Origin of the sequence: Escherichia sp. MOD1-EC6300 (genome assembly GCF_002965045.1) — a bacterium.
GTDB lineage: Bacteria > Pseudomonadota > Gammaproteobacteria > Enterobacterales > Enterobacteriaceae > Escherichia > Escherichia coli_F.
On the sequence record NZ_PTRH01000002.1, the window covers coordinates 176,641 to 196,017 of the forward strand.

The window sequence follows — 19,377 nt, forward strand, 5'->3', positions numbered from 1 at the left end:
CTTGCTACAGCAAGCTCTTGACATAACTGTCAATGTCGCTGATGTATTTTTCTATTCCTGGAACATCCTTCTCACGAATCAGATGTTCCAGCGTTTCACATAACTGCTTGCCGGGTACCAGATTTAGCATGGCAAATACGCCTTTAAGACGATGAGCCGTTTGGGCTAACGCAGCAAAGTCACTGGTTGCTGCTTCAGTATACAGCCTCTTAACATCATCCGGTACTGTGTCTACAAAGAGCGCATAATAGCCGCTGGCATGGAGTTGCGCATTTTCATCTCCGCCCAGAGGCGATTCTGTCACCTCTTCCTGCGCCAGTTGCACTTCAATTAATTGTAAGACCGCTTCCTGCATAGCGTTGCTCATATTGAAGTTGACGCACAATTGACCAGGCCCAATTTCCCGTACGCCAGACTCATCATCGCTTAAAAGCAAGCCAGAGGCAGTAAGATTAGACGGATTATCCGTTAAAAAGATATCATAATCTTGACTAATTAATCTTTCATCGGGTGTGATACAGGTTGCACCCCAATTTTCTAACTGGCGAGTGACAATATTCCGAATTTCTGCTGAAGTGACATCCACCATTACGCAGACATCATCCAGTAAACGCTCTTCTTCCTCTTCAACTTCCGGATCAGCTGCGAGCATTTTGATATGCACAGAATAGCGTGTACCAAGCCCGTCCCGCGTTTTGATGTTTAAATGACCGCCCAGTTTACGCGCCAGTTGATCGCTCAACCAGAATGCCAGCGGGTCGGCCTTGCCATAGCGATCGTTTTGGGTCCGGTTGATAAACGGGAAGTGCAAATTATCCATTTCATGAATGCTTACGCCTTCACCGGTGTCCAGAATGCGGAAAGTCAGGCGGTCTTCGGACGATTCATCCTGATCAACCTCAAGGGTGATTTTTCCCAATTGTGTTGAGGTCACGGCATATTGCATCAATAGCAGCAAAATACGGCGTAAGGCATCGCGATCGCCACGGCGCATATCGTGTGCTTTCAGATGATTGTTAATCAGCAGTTGCAGTCCTTTACGCTTGATGGCAGGCAATACTGAAGGCACAACTTCATCAATCAAATCCTGCACGGAGAACAGCTCCGTCTCACTTTTCCAGCTATCGTCCGCAAGCATATTCGCTAACTGTATTTCATCGACCAGCCGCACCAGCACATCTGCCTGATTCGCCAGTTGTTTGCCTTCCGGGGCGTTGAGTTTAGCCGCGCTCTCCGCCAGGGACTGTGCGGGTTCTTTCAGCGCATCGCCAATGTTTTTCATAAAGGTCATCCGCCCCTGCTGGTTTTTCTCATACAGACGCTGCGCCTGCTTGAGTTTCTTGTTTACCAGCACTTCGCGATCCTGATCGCGAATAATGAAAATTTGTGTGCGCGGCGCAACCTGGCTGCGGAACATGCGGATCTCATACAGCTCGTTATTGATCGTCGCCTGAATAATCCCCTGATGCTGCTCCGCCATGGTAGTGATGTTTTGCAGATTTAAATGCGGCAGCAAATGATCGGCAATTTTGTTACTTATGACAGTGCGGTTCGATTCCTGATCGTGAACCAGCAAGCCGAGCGGCAGCAGTGAGACTATCTCTTCATTAATTGCCCGTAAAATGCGCAATTCGTTATTGACCGCCGTGCTGGGGACGCTTTCTGTACTGCGGCTGGAGAAATGGCGGAATGTGGTATAGCCAAATAACGCCAGCGCCAGCAAACCGATGTTCAGCAGCAGTGGCAGCAGAATGTTTTGCAACGTATCCAGCAATAAGGTGCCATAAGGAACCTGCCAGACCAGGCGCATATCGGTAGAGTTGAGTGCCGAGGAGATTTCAATCTTCGTACTGTTAAAGTGGATACTGACGCTATCCGTCCCTTCTTTCTCATTTTCATTGTTTCCCGTTGCCGTCGCGTCTGGCTCAAGGCGGAAACTGTCCAGCGGCATACCCGGTGGGATCAAATCATTAATCGGCAGATCAAAAGCAACGACCGTTGCCAGATGTCCCGGCTGGTTGAACGTGGTACGCAAGGTAAAGTAATGACCGTTCTGCCAGGCCAGGCGGCGCAGGTTAGAAAAACTTTCGCGTTCATCGAGCGCGTTGGCCTGTTGCAACATCTCTGCGCGACGTGAATCAACAATGTCGCTGACGGTCGATTCTTTAAATCCGGAGGTGAGATCTTTGAGGGGCAGGGTCGAGATCAGTACCAGACTGTTATCCTGACCATTCAGGTAATACATCGACCACGGTATATTTTCTGCGCCCCATAACGTGTCCAGATAGGTGGACATCCGTTGAGTCATCTCAAGCGTTGAGTTGTCGTGAGAGCCAAAGATTAACGCTTCCGTTTTGCGGCGTGGTTTTTCCAGATAGTAGACATCCTGTTTCAGGCGCGTCTCTTGTAAACCTTCGCCGGAGGAGGGGGAGGTCGTCGCGGCAATGTTGTCGTAGATCTGCCAGGTCACATAACGCCAGGTATCGACGCGCTTTTGGATAGCGTGGGTAATGTCGACAATCTGGTAACTTTTATCTTTCAGCCAGGCGTTAACGGCGCTTTGTACCATTACACCCATCGTCACCAGTAACACAATGATCAACAGTAAAAAGAAGCGGGTAATGCTCCCCGGTAGGAGTGAAAAGCGGGTCGTGGCCGTTGTCTCTTTCTGACGCATTCGTGTTTATGACCTGTTAAAACTTCGCGAAGTGATAGGGCAGTATAAAGGGTACAGTGTGAAATTCCAGACTCTTACCTGATTGATGATTCTCTATTCTCCCGTGATATTTATCATCCTGCATTGGGGGAAATAGATGTACAAGCGCCATTTTGCTGTACAAATAACCTACAAAAAGCCTAACGAAATTAATTGCAAATAAACGAAGATTGCTGGAAATTATGCTGATGTTAATTATTTGTGAAATAGTTAACAAGCGTTATAGTTTTTCTGTGGTAGCACAGAATAATGAAAAGTGTGTAAAGAAGGGTAAAAAAAACCGGATGCGAGGCATCCGGTTGAAATAGGGGTAAACAGACATTCAGAAATGAATGACGGTAATAAATAAAGTTAATGATGATAGCGGGAGATATTCTAGTTGCGAGTGAAGGTTTTGTTTTGACATTCAGTGCTGTCAAATACTTAAGAATAAGTTATTGATTTTAACCTTGAATTATTATTGCTTGATGTTAGGTGCTTATTTCGCCATTCCGCAATAATCTTAAAAAGTTCCCTTGTATTTACATTCTGAAACATCTATAGCGATAAATGAAACATCTTAAAAGTTTTAGTATCATATTCGTGTTGGATTATTCTGCATTTTTGGGGAGAATGGACTTGCCGACTGATTAATGAGGGTTAATCAGTATGCAGTGGCATAAAAAAGCAAATAAAGGCATATAACAGAGGGTTAATAACATGAAAGTTAAAGTACTGTCCCTCCTGGTCCCAGCTCTGCTGGTAGCAGGCGCAGCAAACGCTGCTGAAGTTTACAACAAAGACGGCAACAAATTAGATCTGTACGGTAAAGTAGACGGCCTGCACTATTTCTCTGACGACAAGTCTGTAGATGGCGACCAGACCTACATGCGTCTTGGCTTCAAAGGTGAAACTCAGGTTACTGACCAACTGACCGGTTACGGCCAGTGGGAATATCAGATCCAGGGCAACAGCGCTGAAAACGAAAACAACTCCTGGACCCGTGTGGCATTCGCAGGTCTGAAATTCCAGGATGTGGGTTCTTTCGACTACGGTCGTAACTACGGCGTTGTTTATGACGTAACTTCCTGGACCGACGTACTGCCAGAATTCGGTGGCGACACTTACGGTTCTGACAACTTCATGCAGCAGCGTGGTAACGGCTTCGCGACCTACCGTAACACTGACTTCTTCGGTCTGGTTGACGGCCTGAACTTTGCTGTTCAGTACCAGGGTAAAAACGGTAGCGCAAGCGGCGAAGGCATGACCAACAACGGTCGTGGTGCTCTGCGTCAGAACGGCGACGGCGTTGGCGGTTCTATCACTTATGATTACGAAGGCTTCGGTATCGGTGCTGCAGTTTCCAGCTCCAAACGTACTGATGCTCAGAACACCGCTGCTTACATCGGTAACGGCGACCGTGCTGAAACCTACACTGGTGGTCTGAAATACGACGCTAACAACATCTACCTGGCTGCTCAGTACACCCAGACCTACAACGCAACTCGCGTAGGTTCCCTGGGTTGGGCGAACAAAGCACAGAACTTCGAAGCTGTTGCTCAGTACCAGTTCGACTTCGGTCTGCGCCCGTCTGTAGCATACCTGCAGTCTAAAGGTAAAAACCTGGGCACCATCGGTACTCGTAACTACGACGACGAAGATATCCTGAAATATGTTGATGTTGGTGCTACTTACTACTTCAACAAAAACATGTCCACCTATGTTGACTACAAAATCAACCTGCTGGACGACAACCAGTTCACTCGTGACGCTGGCATCAACACTGATAACATCGTAGCTCTGGGTCTGGTTTACCAGTTCTAATCTCGATTGATATCGAACAAAGGGCCTGCGGGCCCTTTTTTCATTGTTTTCAGCGTACAAACACAGTTTTTTGGTGTACTCTTGCGACCGTTCGCATGAGGATAATCACGTATGGAAATAAGCTTTACCCGCGTGGCACTGCTGGCTGCCGCGCTCTTCTTTGTTGGTTGCGATCAAAAACCACAACCCGCCAAAACCCACGCTATTGAAGTTACCGTTCTCGAAGGCAAAACCATGGGTACCTTCTGGCGTGCCAGCATTCCGGGCATTGACGCCAAACGCAGTGCCGAACTTAAAGAAAAGATTCAGACCCAGCTGGACGCTGACGATCAGCTGCTTTCGACCTATAAAAAAGATTCCGCGCTGATGCGATTTAACGACTCGCAAAGTTTATCGCCGTGGCCGGTAAGTGAAGCGATGGCCGATATCGTCACTACCTCGCTGCGCATTGGCGCAAGGACCGATGGTGCGATGGATATAACCGTCGGGCCGCTGGTGAATCTGTGGGGCTTTGGCCCGGAACAACAGCCGGTTCAAATTCCGAGCCAGGAACAAATTGATGCGATGAAAGCCAAAACCGGCTTACAGCACCTGACGGTCATTAATCAGTCGCATCAGCAATATCTGCAAAAAGACCTGCCGGAATTATATGTCGATCTCTCCACCGTCGGCGAAGGCTATGCGGCGGATCATCTGGCACGCTTGATGGAGCAGGAAGGGATTTCCCGCTATCTGGTGTCGGTGGGCGGCGCGCTGAACAGCCGTGGTATGAACGGTGAAGGCCAGCCGTGGCGGGTAGCGATTCAAAAACCAACTGATAAAGAAAACGCGGTTCAGGCCGTGGTGGATATCAACGGTCATGGCATTAGCACCTCTGGCAGCTACCGTAACTATTACGAACTGGACGGCAAACGTCTTTCCCATGTTATCGATCCGCAAACCGGGCGTCCCATCGAACACAATCTGGTATCCGTGACGGTGATTGCCCCGACGGCGCTGGAAGCCGACGCCTGGGATACTGGCTTAATGGTGCTTGGGCCGGAGAAAGCCAAAGAGGTTGTTCGCCGGGAAGGGCTGGCGGTTTATATGATCACCAAAGAGGGCGATAGCTTTAAAACCTGGATGTCGCCACAGTTTAAAAGCTTCCTGGTGAGCGAAAAAAATTAAAGCGCAAGATTGTTGGTTTTTGCGTGATGGTGACCGGGCAGACTAAAGGCTATCCTTAACCAGGGAGCTGATTATGAAAAACGCCACATGCTTAACTGACGATCAACGCTGGCAATCTGTCTTAGCCCGCGACCCGAACGCCGACGGCGAATTCGTTTTCGCCGTGCGCACCACGGGTATTTTTTGCCGTCCGTCTTGCCGAGCCAGACATGCCTTGCGGGAAAATGTCTCCTTCTACGCAAATGCCAGCGAGGCACTCGCCGCCGGATTTCGCCCCTGCAAACGTTGTCAGCCAGACAAAGCCAATCCCCGGCAACATCGCCTTGATAAAATTACCCACGCCTGCCGACTGCTGGAACAGGAAACGCCTGTAACGCTGGAAGCCTTAGCCGACCAGGTGGCGATGAGTCCGTTCCATCTGCATCGGTTGTTTAAAGCGACTACCGGAATGACGCCTAAAGCCTGGCAACAGGCCTGGCGCGCTCGCCGTTTGCGTGAATCGCTGGCGAAAGGGGAGAGCGTGACGACGTCTATTCTTAACGCCGGATTCCCCGACAGCAGCAGTTACTACCGCAAAGCTGACGAAACGCTGGGCATGACGGCTAAACAATTCCGTCATGGTGGCGAAAATCTGGCGGTGCGTTACGCGCTGGCTGATTGTGAGCTGGGCCGTTGCCTGGTGGCAGAAAGCGAGCGGGGGATTTGCGCGATATTGCTGGGCGATGATGACGCGACGCTAATCAGCGAGTTGCAGCAGATGTTTCCCGCTGCCGACAACGCGCCTGCCGATCTGACGTTTCAGCAACATGTGCGTGAAGTGATCGCCAGTCTCAATCAACGCGATACGCCGCTGACGTTACCGCTGGACATTCGCGGCACTGCTTTTCAGCAACAAGTCTGGCAGGCACTGCGCACGATACCTTGTGGTGAAACCGTCAGTTATCAGCAACTGGCGAACGCCATCGGCAAACCGAAAGCGGTACGGGCCGTTGCCAGCGCCTGTGCAGCCAACAAGCTCGCTATCGTAATACCCTGTCATCGGGTAGTCCATGGTGATGGCACACTTTCCGGTTACCGCTGGGGCGTGTCGCGCAAAGCGCAACTGCTGCGCCGTGAAGCTGAAAATGAGGAGAGGTAATGTTGGATCTGTTTGCCGATGCTGAACCGTGGCAAGAGCCACTGGCGGCTGGTGCGGTGATTTTGCACCGTTTTGCTTTTAACGCTGCGGAGCAACTAATCCGCGATATTAATGACGTTGCCAGCCAGTCGCCGTTTCGCCAGATGGTCACTCCAGGCGGTTATACCATGTCGGTGGCGATGACCAACTGTGGGCATCTGGGCTGGACGACCAATCGGCAAGGTTATCTCTATTCGCCCATTGATCCGCAAACAAATAAACCATGGCCCGCCATGCCGCAGAGTTTTCATGATTTATGTCAACGTGCGGCGACGGCGGCGGGCTATCCAGATTTCCAGCCAGATGCTTGTCTTATCAACCGCTACGCTCCTGGCGCGAAACTGTCGCTGCATCAGGATAAAGACGAACCGGATCTGCGTGCGCCAATAGTTTCTGTTTCTCTGGGCTTACCCGCGATTTTTCAATTTGGTGGCCTGAAACGAAATGATCCGCTCAAACGTTTATTGCTGGAACATGGCGATGTGGTGGTATGGGGCGGTGAATCGCGGCTGTTTTATCACGGCATTCAACCGTTGAAAGCGGGCTTTCATCCACTCACCGCCGACTGCCGCTACAACCTGACATTCCGTCAGGCAGGTAAAAAAGAATAAAAATAAGAATTATTATTGCTGTGCGCGCGGAGATGTTTAAACTGCGGGCTGTAATTCATTGTCCGGGTTTTTTGCATGGAACTTCTTGTACTTGTCTGGCGGCAGTATCGCTGGCCATTTATCAGTGTGATGGCGCTAAGCCTCGCCAGTGCGGCATTAGGCATTGGCTTAATTGCTTTTATCAATCAGCGCCTTATCGAAACGGCGGATACCAGTCTGCTGGTGTTGCCGGAGTTTCTCGGTTTATTGCTGCTGTTAATGGCGGTGACGCTAGGTTCGCAACTGGCGCTCACCACTCTGGGGCATCATTTCGTTTACCGACTGCGTAGCGAATTTATCAAGCGGATTCTGGATACTCACATCGAGCGTATCGAACAACTCGGTAGCGCCTCGTTGCTGGCGGGGTTAACCAGCGATGTGCGCAATATCACTATTGCGTTTGTTCGTCTGCCAGAACTGGTGCAGGGGATCATTCTCACTATCGGTTCGGCGGCGTATCTGTGGATGCTGTCGGGCAAGATGTTGCTGGTAACGGCTATCTGGATGGCGGTCACCATCTGGGGCGGTTTTGTACTGGTGGCGCGGGTTTACAAACATATGGCGACCCTGCGTGAAACCGAAGACAAGCTGTACACGGATTTTCAAACTGTACTCGAAGGGCGCAAAGAGCTGACTCTTAACCGTGAACGCGCCGAGTATGTGTTTAACAACCTCTACATTCCTGATGCGCAAGAGTATCGCCATCATATCATCCGCGCAGACACCTTCCATCTTAGTGCTGTGAACTGGTCAAACATCATGATGCTGGGCGCAATCGGCCTGGTGTTCTGGATGGCGAACAGTCTCGGTTGGGCTGATACCAACGTTGCCGCGACCTATTCGCTAACGCTGTTATTCCTGCGTACGCCGCTGCTTTCGGCGGTTGGCGCATTACCGACGCTGCTGACGGCGCAGGTGGCGTTTAACAAGCTGAATAAATTCGCACTCGCGCCTTTCAAAGCAGAGTTTCCGCGTCCGCAGACGTTTCCCAACTGGCAAACGCTGGAGCTGCGCAATGTTACGTTTGCTTATCAGGATAACGCGTTTTCCGTTGGGCCGATTAACCTCACCATTAAACGTGGCGAACTGCTGTTTCTGATTGGCGGCAACGGTAGCGGGAAATCGACACTGGCGATGTTGCTGACGGGCTTGTATCAACCACAAAGTGGCGAAATTTTGCTGGATGGCAAACCTGTCAGCGGCGAACAACCGGAAGATTATCGCAAACTGTTTTCGGCAGTGTTTACCGATGTCTGGTTGTTTGATCAACTGCTGGGGCCGGAGGGGAAACCTGCTAACCCGCAACTGGTTGAGAAGTGGCTGGCGCAGCTGAAAATGGCTCATAAGCTTGAGTTAAGCAACGGGCGTATTGTTAACCTGAAGTTATCAAAAGGGCAGAAAAAACGCGTCGCGCTGTTGCTGGCGCTGGCAGAAGAACGCGATATTATCCTGTTGGATGAATGGGCGGCGGATCAGGACCCACACTTCCGTCGTGAGTTTTATCAGGTGCTGCTGCCGCTGATGCAGGAGATGGGTAAAACGATTTTCGCCATCAGTCATGATGATCATTACTTTATCCACGCTGACCGCCTGCTGGAAATGCGCAACGGGCTACTTAGCGAGCTGACAGGTGAAGAGCGCGATGCTGCTTCGCGTGATGCCGTTGCCCGGACGGCGTAATATTTCGACGCTGACCTGGCGGACTGCTGCCGCCAGGTCAATATTCTAAAAAACCCTTCGTTTCTAATAACCCTATAATTAATCAACGAAATTATAATGTTTCTAAAATTGGAATATAATTTATAAACATTATTTAAATGTTGTTACTTAAGTGTTACCGTTGATGCCGCGCAAATCTCACCTGCAATAAAGCGACTAAAAGTAAGGCATTAACAAGATGAAAAAAGTGACTGCCATGCTCTTCTCGATGGCCGTGGGGCTTAATGCCGTTTCGATGACGGCAAAAGCGAAAGCGTCCGAGGAGCAGGAAACTGATGTACTGTTGATTGGCGGCGGCATTATGAGCGCCACGTTGGGGACCTATTTACGCGAGCTGGAGCCTGAATGGTCGATGACCATGGTGGAGCGCCTGGAGGGTGTCGCGCAGGAGAGTTCGAACGGCTGGAACAACGCCGGAACCGGGCATTCTGCACTGATGGAACTCAATTACACCCCGCAAAACGCCGATGGCAGCATCAGTATTGAAAAAGCAGTCGCCATTAACGAAGCATTTCAGATTTCCCGCCAGTTCTGGGCGCACCAGGTCGAGCGCGGTGTACTGCGTACTCCGCGTTCATTTATCAATACCGTTCCGCACATGAGTTTTGTCTGGGGCGAGGATAACGTCAATTTCCTGCGCGCCCGTTACGCCGCATTGCAACAAAGCTCGCTGTTTCGTGGCATGCGTTACTCTGAAGATCACGCGCAGATCAAGGAGTGGGCACCATTAGTGATGGAAGGGCGCGATCCGCAACAGAAAGTAGCGGCAACACGCACAGAAATTGGCACTGATGTGAACTATGGCGAGATCACCCGCCAGTTGATCGCCTCCTTACAGAAGAAATCTAACTTCTCGCTGCAACTCAGCAGCGAAGTCCGCGCCCTAAAGCGTAATGACGATAACAGCTGGACCGTCACCGTTGCCGATCTGAAAAACGGCACTGCACAGAACATCCGCGCCAAATTTGTCTTTATCGGCGCGGGCGGTGCGGCGTTGAAACTGTTACAGGAATCGGGGATTCCGGAGGCGAAAGACTACGCCGGTTTCCCGGTGGGCGGACAGTTCCTTGTTTCGGAAAACCCGGACGTGGTTAATCACCATCTGGCGAAGGTTTACGGTAAAGCATCCGTTGGCGCGCCACCGATGTCGGTTCCGCATATCGATACCCGTGTTCTGGACGGTAAACGCGTCGTGCTGTTTGGGCCATTTGCCACCTTCTCAACCAAATTCCTCAAAAACGGTTCATTGTGGGATCTGCTGAGTTCCACCACCACCTCAAACGTGATGCCGATGATGCACGTTGGGCTGGATAATTTCGATCTGGTGAAATATCTGGTGAGTCAGGTGATGTTGAGTGAAGAGGATCGTTTTGAAGCGTTGAAAGAGTACTATCCGCAGGCGAAAAAAGAGGACTGGCGTTTGTGGCAAGCGGGGCAGCGCGTGCAGATTATCAAGCGTGATGCCGAGAAAGGTGGCGTACTGCGTCTGGGTACCGAAGTGGTCAGTGACCAGCAAGGGACCATTGCCGCGTTGTTGGGGGCATCGCCAGGGGCGTCAACCGCCGCGCCGATTATGTTGAATCTGCTGGAAAAAGTATTTGGCGATCGCGTTTCAAGCCCACAATGGCAGGCCACGCTGAAAGCGATTGTTCCGTCTTATGGACGCAAGCTGAATGGTGATGTGGCGGCAACCGAACGCGAGTTGCAGTACACCAGCGAAGTGCTGGGGCTGAAATACGACAAGCCGCAGGCAGCAGATAATACGCCGAAACCGCAGTTGAAACCGCAACCCGTTCATAAAGAAGTGGCGGATATTGCGTTGTAATGATGTGCCACATCCGGCATGTTATGCCGGATGTGGCGTATGCTGATAAGACGCGCCAGCGTCGCATCAGTCAACCGGCTTGGGCGTTAGATGTCGGATGCGGCGTGACCGCCTTATCCGACCTACGGGGTGGAGCACTTCACAGCGGTGTAGGCCTGATAAGACGCGCCAGCGTCGCATCAGTCAACCGGCTTGGGCGTTAGATGTCGGATGCGGCGTGACCGCCTTATCCGACCTACGGGGTGCCACACTTCACGGCAGTTTAGCGGACTACCGCGTTGTCAATTTTCTCTTCCGCCTTCCAGATGCGGTATTTCACATCTACATTGTCTGGCGTATACACCACGATCGGCAGCTTGCTGTTGTAACGCAGCATTCCAGCATCGCCCAGATACGCGGTGACAAATTTCTTCTCTTTCTTGCCATCCGGGCAGGCCATCATCGTGGAAACCGGCGAGCTAACTTTATCAAAGACGTAATAATCATAGCCCCAGCCTTCCAGCGTTTTGCTTTCCAGCTTCCCGCCGAGACGATGCAAATTGCAATCGACTTCCAGCGTCTGACCGATTAACAGTTCTACTTTCAGGGTAGATTCATCTTCTTGCGGGGTTAACTGAATCACCTGGCGCTTCATGCCTTTTTCAGCTTGTGGATAAGGCGCGATTTTTTCCAGTGGCTGGACGCTCTCTGCCGCCCAGGCGGAAGTGGTGGCGAAAGCGGCAAACAATACTGCAGGTAGAATGGTCTTCATTTTTTTGCTTTCCTTCTTCATTTATAGGTTTTCACCGATGATGTCGCTGAAGGTTAACATATTCATCAGATTTATTAATTTGCTTTATGAATAACTTAAAGAACATTCAGACAATTTTACCTGCTCTTTTAGTGTTAAATTCTGACGAGAGAACAAACCAGTAGAAATATCTCTGGTGAATTAATCGCTATATAAATATTTTTATAACCATTTGAAATGTGAGCAAAAGCCCGTTTTTGCCACGCTTCCCGCCACTCTTTTGATCCTGCTACAGGTTTTACCTCGATCGGGGTATGCATCTTTGACACATCCTTTAATATCTTAGCGGCTATAAAAATGGCTTATTAATTATGCGGTTTATTTGGTCGCTCTCAATTTTCAGAGCGCGTTAATGATGGAAGGTCAATGTGAAGATTGATGCATCCCGTCGGGGCATACTCACTGGTCGCTGGCGCAAAGCCAGTAACGGTATCCGTCCGCCCTGGTCCGGTGATGAATCTCATTTTCTGACCCATTGCACCCGCTGTGACGCCTGTATTAATGCTTGTGAAAACAACATTCTGCAACGCGGCGCGGGGGGCTATCCGAGCGTTAATTTCAAAAATAACGAGTGCAGCTTCTGTTATGCCTGCGCGCAAGCTTGCCCCGAATCGCTATTTTCTCCGCGCCACACCAGGGCCTGGGATTTGCAGTTCACCATTGGGGACGCGTGCCTGGCGTATCAGTCAGTTGAATGCCGTCGCTGTCAGGATAGCTGTGAGCCAATGGCAATTATCTTTCGCCCGACGCTCTCCGGGATCTACCAGCCGCAACTTAATAGCCAACTTTGCAACGGATGTGGAGCATGTGCAGCCAGCTGTCCGGTATCAGCCATAACTGCGGAGTATCTCCATGCACACTAACTGGCAAGTTTGCAGCCTGGTCGTGCAGGCCAAAAGCGAACGAATTTCAGACATCAGCACCCAACTGAACGCCTTTCCCGGCTGTGAAGTCGCTGTCAGCGACGCGCCGAGCGGTCAGTTGATTGTGGTGGTGGAAGCAGAAGACAGCGAAACGCTGATCCAAACCATTGAGTCAGTACGCAACGTAGAGGGCGTGCTGGCGGTGTCGCTGGTTTATCACCAGCAGGAAGAGCAAGGTGAGGAAACACCATGAAACTCAGTCGTCGTAGCTTTATGAAAGCTAACGCCGTTGCGGCCGCTGCGGCGGCTGCCGGTCTCAGCGTGCCGGGCGTTGCCCGCGCCGTTGTTGGTCAGCAGGAAGCCATTAAATGGGATAAAGCACCATGCCGTTTCTGCGGTACTGGTTGTGGCGTTCTGGTCGGAACGCAGCAGGGGCGTGTGGTGGCCTGTCAGGGCGACCCGGACGCACCGGTTAACCGTGGCCTGAACTGCATTAAGGGCTATTTCCTGCCCAAAATCATGTACGGTAAAGACCGTTTGACGCAGCCGCTTCTGCGTATGAAAAACGGTAAATATGACAAAGAAGGCGAGTTCACCCCAATCACCTGGGATCAAGCCTTCGATGTGATGGAAGAAAAATTCAAAACTGCCCTGAAAGAAAAAGGGCCGGAATCGATCGGTATGTTCGGTTCTGGTCAGTGGACTATCTGGGAAGGTTATGCCGCGTCCAAGCTGTTCAAAGCGGGCTTCCGTTCGAACAACATCGACCCGAACGCGCGTCACTGTATGGCGTCGGCGGTAGTTGGCTTTATGCGTACCTTTGGTATGGATGAGCCGATGGGCTGCTATGACGACATCGAACAGGCTGACGCGTTTGTGCTGTGGGGCGCTAACATGGCGGAGATGCACCCGATTCTCTGGTCGCGCATCACCAACCGTCGTCTCTCTAACCAGAACGTCACCGTGGCGGTGCTTTCTACCTACCAGCATCGTAGCTTCGAGCTGGCGGATAACGGCATCATCTTTACGCCACAGTCTGACCTGGTGATCCTGAACTACATCGCCAACTATATCATTCAAAACAACGCGATAAATCAGGACTTCTTTAGCAAACACGTTAACCTGCGCAAAGGGGCGACGGACATCGGCTACGGTTTACGTCCGACCCATCCGCTGGAAAAAGCAGCGAAGAATCCAGGTTCTGACGCTTCCGAGCCGATGAGCTTTGAAGATTACAAAGCCTTCGTTGCTGAGTATACGCTGGAAAAAACCGCTGAAATGACCGGCGTGCCGAAAGACCAGTTAGAACAACTGGCGCAGCTGTATGCCGATCCGAACAAGAAAGTCATCTCCTACTGGACGATGGGCTTCAACCAGCATACCCGTGGCGTGTGGGCCAACAACCTGGTCTACAACCTGCACCTGCTGACTGGCAAAATTTCTCAGCCGGGTTGCGGTCCGTTCTCCCTGACCGGGCAGCCTTCCGCGTGCGGTACTGCGCGAGAAGTGGGCACCTTTGCTCACCGTCTGCCTGCGGACATGGTGGTGACCAATGAGAAACACCGTGATATCTGCGAGAAGAAGTGGAATATCCCGAGCGGCACCATTCCGGCGAAAATCGGCCTGCACGCGGTGGCACAGGACCGTGCGCTGAAAGACGGCAAACTGAATGTTTACTGGACCATGTGTACCAACAACATGCAAGCCGGGCCGAACATTAATGAAGAGCGTATGCCGGGCTGGCGCGATCCGCGCAACTTTATCATCGTTTCCGATCCGTATCCGACAGTCAGTGCGCTGGCAGCCGACTTGATCCTGCCGACCGCAATGTGGGTAGAAAAAGAGGGTGCTTACGGTAACGCCGAACGCCGTACTCAATTCTGGCGTCAGCAGGTACAGGCACCGGGCGAAGCGAAATCGGATCTCTGGCAGTTAGTTCAGTTCTCCCGCCGCTTCAAAACTGAAGAAGTGTGGCCGGAAGAGTTGCTGGCGAAGAAACCGGAACTGCGTGGCAAAACGCTGTATGAGGTTCTGTATGCCACCCCGGAAGTGAGCAAATTCCCGGTATCCGAACTGGCAGAAGATCAGTTGAACGATGAATCCCGCGAGTTGGGCTTCTATCTGCAAAAAGGGCTGTTCGAAGAGTATGCATGGTTTGGTCGCGGTCACGGTCACGATCTCGCGCCGTTCGATGACTACCACAAAGCGCGCGGTCTGCGCTGGCCGGTGGTTAACGGTAAAGAAACGCAGTGGCGTTATAGCGAAGGTAACGACCCGTACGTGAAAGCGGGTGAAGGCTACAAGTTCTACGGTAAACCGGATGGCAAAGCGGTGATCTTCGCACTGCCGTTCGAACCGGCGGCGGAAGCACCGGATGAAGAGTACGATCTGTGGCTCTCTACCGGGCGTGTCCTGGAGCACTGGCACACCGGCAGTATGACTCGCCGTGTACCGGAACTGCACCGTGCCTTCCCGGAAGCGGTCCTGTTTATTCATCCGCTGGATGCGAAAGCGCGCGATCTGCGTCGTGGCGACAAAGTGAAAGTGGTTTCTCGCCGTGGCGAAGTCATCTCGATTGTTGAAACGCGCGGTCGTAACCGTCCGCCGCAGGGCCTGGTGTATATGCCGTTCTTCGACGCCGCACAGCTGGTTAACAAACTGACGCTGGATGCGACCGATCCGCTCTCGAAAGAGACGGACTTCAAGAAGTGTGCGGTCAAACTGGAGAAGGTGTAAGCCATTATGTCCCGGTCAGCGAAACCTCAAAATGGTCGCCGCCGCTTTCTGCGCGATGTCGTTCGCACAGCTGGCGGGTTGGCTGCCGTGGGTGTGGCGCTGGGGTTACAACAGCAAACCGCACGCGCATCTGGTGTGCGGTTGCGCCCGCCCGGAGCCATAAACGAGAACGCCTTTGCCAGTGCCTGCGTACGTTGCGGTCAGTGTGTTCAGGCTTGCCCTTACGACACCTTAAAACTGGCGACACTGGCCTCTGGCCTGTCGGCAGGTACGCCGTACTTTGTCGCGCGGGATATTCCTTGCGAAATGTGTGAGGACATTCCGTGCGCCAAAGTGTGCCCGAGCGGTGCGCTGGATCGAGAGATCGAATCGATCGACGACGCGCGGATGGGGCTGGCGGTGCTGGTGGATCAGGAGAACTGCCTCAACTTTCAGGGGCTGCGCTGCGATGTTTGCTATCGCGAATGCCCGAAAATTGATGAGGCAATCACCCTGGAGCTGGAGCGTAACACGCGTACCGGTAAGCACGCCCGTTTTCTGCCGACGGTTCACAGCGACGCCTGTACCGGCTGCGGTAAGTGCGAAAAAGTGTGCGTGCTGGAACAACCCGCAATCAAGGTGTTACCGCTGTCACTGGCGAAAGGGGAGTTAGGTCACCATTACCGCTTCGGCTGGCTGGAGGGGAACAATGGCAAATCGTAAACGTGACGCCGGGCGCGAGGCGCTGGAGAAAAAAGGCTGGTGGCGCAGTCACCGTTGGCTGGTGCTGCGTCGCCTTTGTCAGTTCTTCGTGCTGGGGATGTTTTTGAGCGGTCCGTGGTTTGGTGTGTGGATCTTGCACGGCAACTACAGCAGTAGCCTGTTATTCGACACCGTTCCACTGACCGATCCGCTGATGACGCTGCAAAGTCTTGCCAGCGGTCATCTGCCTGCCACGGTAGCGCTGACTGGTGCGGTGATTATCACCGTGCTCTACGCCCTGGCAGGAAAGCGATTATTTTGCAGCTGGGTCTGCCCGCTGAACCCGATTACCGACTTAGCAAATTGGTTACGCAGACGATTTGACCTCAATCAGTCTGCGACGATCCCTCGCCACATTCGCTACGTGCTGTTGGTGATCATTCTGGTGGGATCGGCCTTAACTGGCACGCTCATCTGGGAATGGATCAACCCCGTTTCCCTGATGGGGCGTAGCCTGGTAATGGGCTTCGGCAGCGGCGCGCTGCTTATTCTCGCGCTGTTTTTATTTGATCTACTGGTCGTTGAACACGGCTGGTGCGGGCACATTTGTCCGGTTGGTGCACTGTATGGCGTGCTGGGTAGTAAAGGTGTGATTACCGTTGCGGCCACCGATCGGCAGAAATGTAACCGCTGTATGGATTGTTTTCATGTTTGCCCGGAACCGCATGTGCTACGTGCCCCGGTGCTGGATGAACAAAGCCCGGTGCAGGTCACCAGCCGCGATTGCATGACGTGCGGTCGCTGCGTGGATGTCTGTTCTGAGGATGTATTTACAATAACTACACGATGGAGTTCGGGAGCGAAATCATGAAAAGCCATGACCTGAAGAAAGCGCTGTGTCAATGGACGGCGATGCTGGCCCTGGTGGTAAGCGGCGCGGTTTGGGCGGCTAATGGCGTCGATTTTAGCCAGTCGCCGGAAGTATCCGGGACGCAGGAAGGGGCCATTCGGATGCCAAAAGAGCAGGATCGGATGCCGCTGAACTATGTGAATCAGCCGCCAATGATCCCGCATAGCGTTGAAGGTTATCAGGTAACGACCAATACCAACCGCTGCTTGCAGTGCCACGGTGTCGAAAGCTATCGCACCACTGGCGCGCCGCGCATCAGTCCTACTCACTTTATGGACAGCGACGGCAAAGTGGGCGCAGAAGTGGCTCCGCGTCGTTATTTCTGTCTGCAATGTCACGTACCGCAGGCCGATACCGCGCCAATCGTGGGGAATACCTTTACCCCATCAAAAGGTTACGGGAAATAAGAGGTTATTATGGGAAATTCTGACCGTAAGCCTGGTCTGATTAAGCGCCTGTGGAAATGGTGGCGTACCCCCAGCCGTCTGGCACTGGGGACGCTGCTGTTGATCGGCTTTGTTGGCGGTATCGTTTTCTGGGGCGGCTTTAACACCGGGATGGAAAAAGCTAACACTGAAGAGTTTTGCATTAGCTGCCACGAAATGCGTAACACGGTGTATCAGGAATACATGGATTCCGTGCACTACAACAACCGTAGCGGCGTCCGTGCGACCTGTCCGGATTGTCACGTTCCGCACGAGTTTGTGCCGAAGATGATACGCAAGCTCAAAGCAAGTAAAGAGCTGTATGGTAAAATTTTTGGCGTTATTGACACGCCGCAGAAATTTGAAGCTCATCGCCTGACGATGGCACAGAATGAGTGGCGGCGCATGAAGGACAATAACTCGCAGGAGTGTCGTAACTGTCACAACTTCGAGTATATGGATACAACCGCCCAGAAATCAGTTGCCGCTAAGATGCACGACCAGGCGGTGAAAGATGGGCAAACCTGTATTGATTGCCATAAAGGGATAGCGCACAAGCTGCCCGATATGCGCGAAGTCGAGCCAGGTTTTTAACAGGGTTATTGCGTGGGTATGCTTGAAGCCAGAGAGTTACTTTGCGAGCGGGATGAACGAACCTTATTTAGTGGTTTGTCATTTACGCTGAACGCAGGCGAGTGGGTACAAATCACCGGCAGCAACGGCGCGGGGAAGACAACGCTTCTCCGCTTGCTGACGGGGTTGTCTCGCCCTGACGCGGGTGACGTTCTCTGGCAAGGGCAGCCCTTGCATCAGGTACGCGACAGCTACCATCAAAACCTGTTATGGATAGGCCATCAGCCGGGGATCAAAACCCGGCTGACGGCGTTAGAAAATCTGCACTTTTATCATCGCGATGGCGATACCGCACAATGTCTGGAAGCCCTGGCGCAGGCCGGGCTTGCCGGATTCGAAGATATTCCGGTAAATCAACTTTCTGCCGGGCAACAACGCCGCGTCGCTTTAGCGCGTCTGTGGCTGACCCGTGCCACGTTATGGATCCTCGACGAGCCTTTTACCGCGATTGACGTCAACGGCGTCGATCGTCTGACCCAGCGTATGGCGCAGCATACGGAGCAGGGGGGGATTGTGATTCTGACTACCCACCAGCCGCTCAACGTTGCTGAAAGTAAAATTCGCCGCATTTCTCTGACGCATACTAGGGGCGCATGATGTTCTGGCGCATTTTCCGTCTTGAGCTGCGCGTGGCGTTTCGCCATAGCGCCGAAATCGCTAACCCGCTGTGGTTCTTCCTGATTGTTATTACCCTTTTTCCGCTCAGTATCGGTCCGGAGCCGCAACTGCTGGCGCGTATTGCGCCGGGCATTATCTGGGTTGCCGCGCTGCTTTCATCCTTGCTGGCACTCGAGCGACTGTTCCGTGACGATTTGCAGGACGGCAGTCTTGAACAATTGATGTTGTTGCCGTTACCCTTGCCCGCCGTTGTGCTGGCGAAGGTGATGGCGCACTGGATGGTAACCGGTCTGCCGTTACTCATCCTTTCGCCTCTGGTAGCAATGCTACTGGGAATGGATGTTTATGGCTGGCAAGTGATGGCGCTGACGCTGCTGCTGGGAACCCCAACGCTTGGTTTTCTCGGTGCGCCGGGCGTGGCGCTGACAGTGGGACTTAAGCGCGGTGGTGTGCTGCTCAGCATACTAGTGTTACCGCTGACTATCCCATTACTCATCTTTGCCACCGCCGCGATGGACGCGGCTTCTATGCATTTGCCCGTTGATGGGTATCTGGCAATTTTAGGCGCGTTGCTGGCAGGCACCGCGACATTAAGTCCTTTTGCGACGGCGGCAGCGTTACGAATCAGCATTCAATAACGCTGGATTACTGATTTTTGTTCGAG

Annotated in this window: 18 protein-coding genes; 15 read left to right on the top strand and 3 right to left on the bottom strand. The window is 52.3% G+C overall.

The genetic code is table 11. From position 1 onward, the window contains the following. Window positions 1-4 precede the first annotated feature (4 nt). A complete protein-coding gene (gene rcsD / locus BGE37_RS03545; protein ID WP_105287779.1) occupies window positions 5-2,677 on the bottom strand; it encodes a phosphotransferase RcsD in 2,673 nt (890 codons plus the stop codon). Between the two features lie 738 nt (window positions 2,678-3,415). Here rcsD and ompC point away from each other — a divergent pair. The 6 genes from ompC to mqo all read left to right on the top strand — a co-directional run bounded on the left by ompC (window position 3,416) and on the right by mqo (window position 11,057). Next, the gene (ompC, locus tag BGE37_RS03560) at window positions 3,416-4,519 is read left to right on the top strand and encodes a porin OmpC (protein ID WP_105287780.1); all 1,104 of its coding nucleotides are present in this window, start codon (window positions 3,416-3,418) and stop codon (window positions 4,517-4,519) included. Window positions 4,520-4,630: 111 nt separating this feature from the next. Further along, entirely contained in the window at window positions 4,631-5,686 is a 1,056-nt protein-coding gene (gene apbE / locus BGE37_RS03565) for an FAD:protein FMN transferase ApbE (protein WP_105287781.1), read from the top strand. A 73-nt stretch (window positions 5,687-5,759) separates the two neighbouring features. Continuing rightward, window positions 5,760-6,824, top strand: a complete 1,065-nt coding sequence (ada, locus tag BGE37_RS03570; protein ID WP_032303392.1) for a bifunctional DNA-binding transcriptional regulator/O6-methylguanine-DNA methyltransferase Ada — start codon at window positions 5,760-5,762, stop codon at window positions 6,822-6,824. Beyond that, window positions 6,824-7,474 (top strand): DNA oxidative demethylase AlkB, encoded by a 651-nt coding sequence (gene alkB / locus BGE37_RS03575; RefSeq protein ID WP_105287782.1) that lies wholly within the window; start codon window positions 6,824-6,826, stop codon window positions 7,472-7,474. The genes ada and alkB overlap by 1 nt, the downstream gene beginning before the upstream one ends. A gap of 75 nt (window positions 7,475-7,549) precedes the next feature. Next, entirely contained in the window at window positions 7,550-9,193 is a 1,644-nt protein-coding gene (gene yojI / locus BGE37_RS03580) for a microcin J25 efflux ABC transporter YojI (RefSeq protein ID WP_105287783.1), read from the top strand. 217 nt (window positions 9,194-9,410) lie between these two features. Then, complete coding sequence (gene mqo, locus BGE37_RS03585) at window positions 9,411-11,057, top strand: malate dehydrogenase (quinone) (protein ID WP_105287784.1); 1,647 nt, start codon at window positions 9,411-9,413, stop codon at window positions 11,055-11,057. A 262-nt stretch (window positions 11,058-11,319) separates the two neighbouring features. On the opposite strand, the gene eco is transcribed toward mqo, so the two are convergent. Beyond that, window positions 11,320-11,829, bottom strand: a complete 510-nt coding sequence (eco, locus tag BGE37_RS03590; RefSeq protein WP_000712250.1) for a serine protease inhibitor ecotin — start codon at window positions 11,827-11,829, stop codon at window positions 11,320-11,322. A gap of 113 nt (window positions 11,830-11,942) precedes the next feature. After that, window positions 11,943-12,107, bottom strand: a complete 165-nt coding sequence (locus BGE37_RS25795; RefSeq protein WP_269218578.1) for a hypothetical protein — start codon at window positions 12,105-12,107, stop codon at window positions 11,943-11,945. A gap of 108 nt (window positions 12,108-12,215) precedes the next feature. Between BGE37_RS25795 and napF the strand changes: the two genes are divergently transcribed. From napF to ccmB, 9 genes are read left to right on the top strand one after another with little or no spacing between them, the layout of a single operon-like run. Continuing rightward, entirely contained in the window at window positions 12,216-12,710 is a 495-nt protein-coding gene (napF, locus tag BGE37_RS03600; RefSeq protein ID WP_000686723.1) for a ferredoxin-type protein NapF, read from the top strand. Beyond that, window positions 12,700-12,963, top strand: a complete 264-nt coding sequence (gene napD, locus BGE37_RS03605; protein ID WP_000557378.1) for a chaperone NapD — start codon at window positions 12,700-12,702, stop codon at window positions 12,961-12,963. The genes napF and napD overlap by 11 nt, the downstream gene beginning before the upstream one ends. Next, window positions 12,960-15,446, top strand: a complete 2,487-nt coding sequence (gene napA / locus BGE37_RS03610; RefSeq protein ID WP_000778067.1) for a periplasmic nitrate reductase subunit alpha — start codon at window positions 12,960-12,962, stop codon at window positions 15,444-15,446. The genes napD and napA overlap by 4 nt, the downstream gene beginning before the upstream one ends. A 6-nt stretch (window positions 15,447-15,452) precedes the next feature. Next, window positions 15,453-16,148, top strand: coding sequence for a ferredoxin-type protein NapG (gene napG, locus BGE37_RS03615; RefSeq protein ID WP_000091291.1), 696 nt, complete (start codon window positions 15,453-15,455; stop codon window positions 16,146-16,148). Continuing rightward, window positions 16,135-16,998, top strand: coding sequence for a quinol dehydrogenase ferredoxin subunit NapH (gene napH / locus BGE37_RS03620; protein WP_000013499.1), 864 nt, complete (start codon window positions 16,135-16,137; stop codon window positions 16,996-16,998). Before napG ends, napH begins: the two co-directional genes overlap by 14 nt. Beyond that, window positions 16,995-17,444 (top strand): nitrate reductase cytochrome c-type subunit, encoded by a 450-nt coding sequence (napB, locus tag BGE37_RS03625; protein ID WP_000835174.1) that lies wholly within the window; start codon window positions 16,995-16,997, stop codon window positions 17,442-17,444. The genes napH and napB overlap by 4 nt, the downstream gene beginning before the upstream one ends. A 9-nt stretch (window positions 17,445-17,453) precedes the next feature. After that, window positions 17,454-18,056, top strand: a complete 603-nt coding sequence (napC, locus tag BGE37_RS03630; RefSeq protein WP_000528376.1) for a cytochrome c-type protein NapC — start codon at window positions 17,454-17,456, stop codon at window positions 18,054-18,056. A 12-nt stretch (window positions 18,057-18,068) separates the two neighbouring features. Beyond that, complete coding sequence (gene ccmA / locus BGE37_RS03635; protein ID WP_077756993.1) at window positions 18,069-18,692, top strand: cytochrome c biogenesis heme-transporting ATPase CcmA; 624 nt, start codon at window positions 18,069-18,071, stop codon at window positions 18,690-18,692. Beyond that, complete coding sequence (gene ccmB / locus BGE37_RS03640; protein WP_000971730.1) at window positions 18,689-19,351, top strand: heme exporter protein CcmB; 663 nt, start codon at window positions 18,689-18,691, stop codon at window positions 19,349-19,351. The genes ccmA and ccmB overlap by 4 nt, the downstream gene beginning before the upstream one ends. Window positions 19,352-19,377 lie beyond the last annotated feature (26 nt).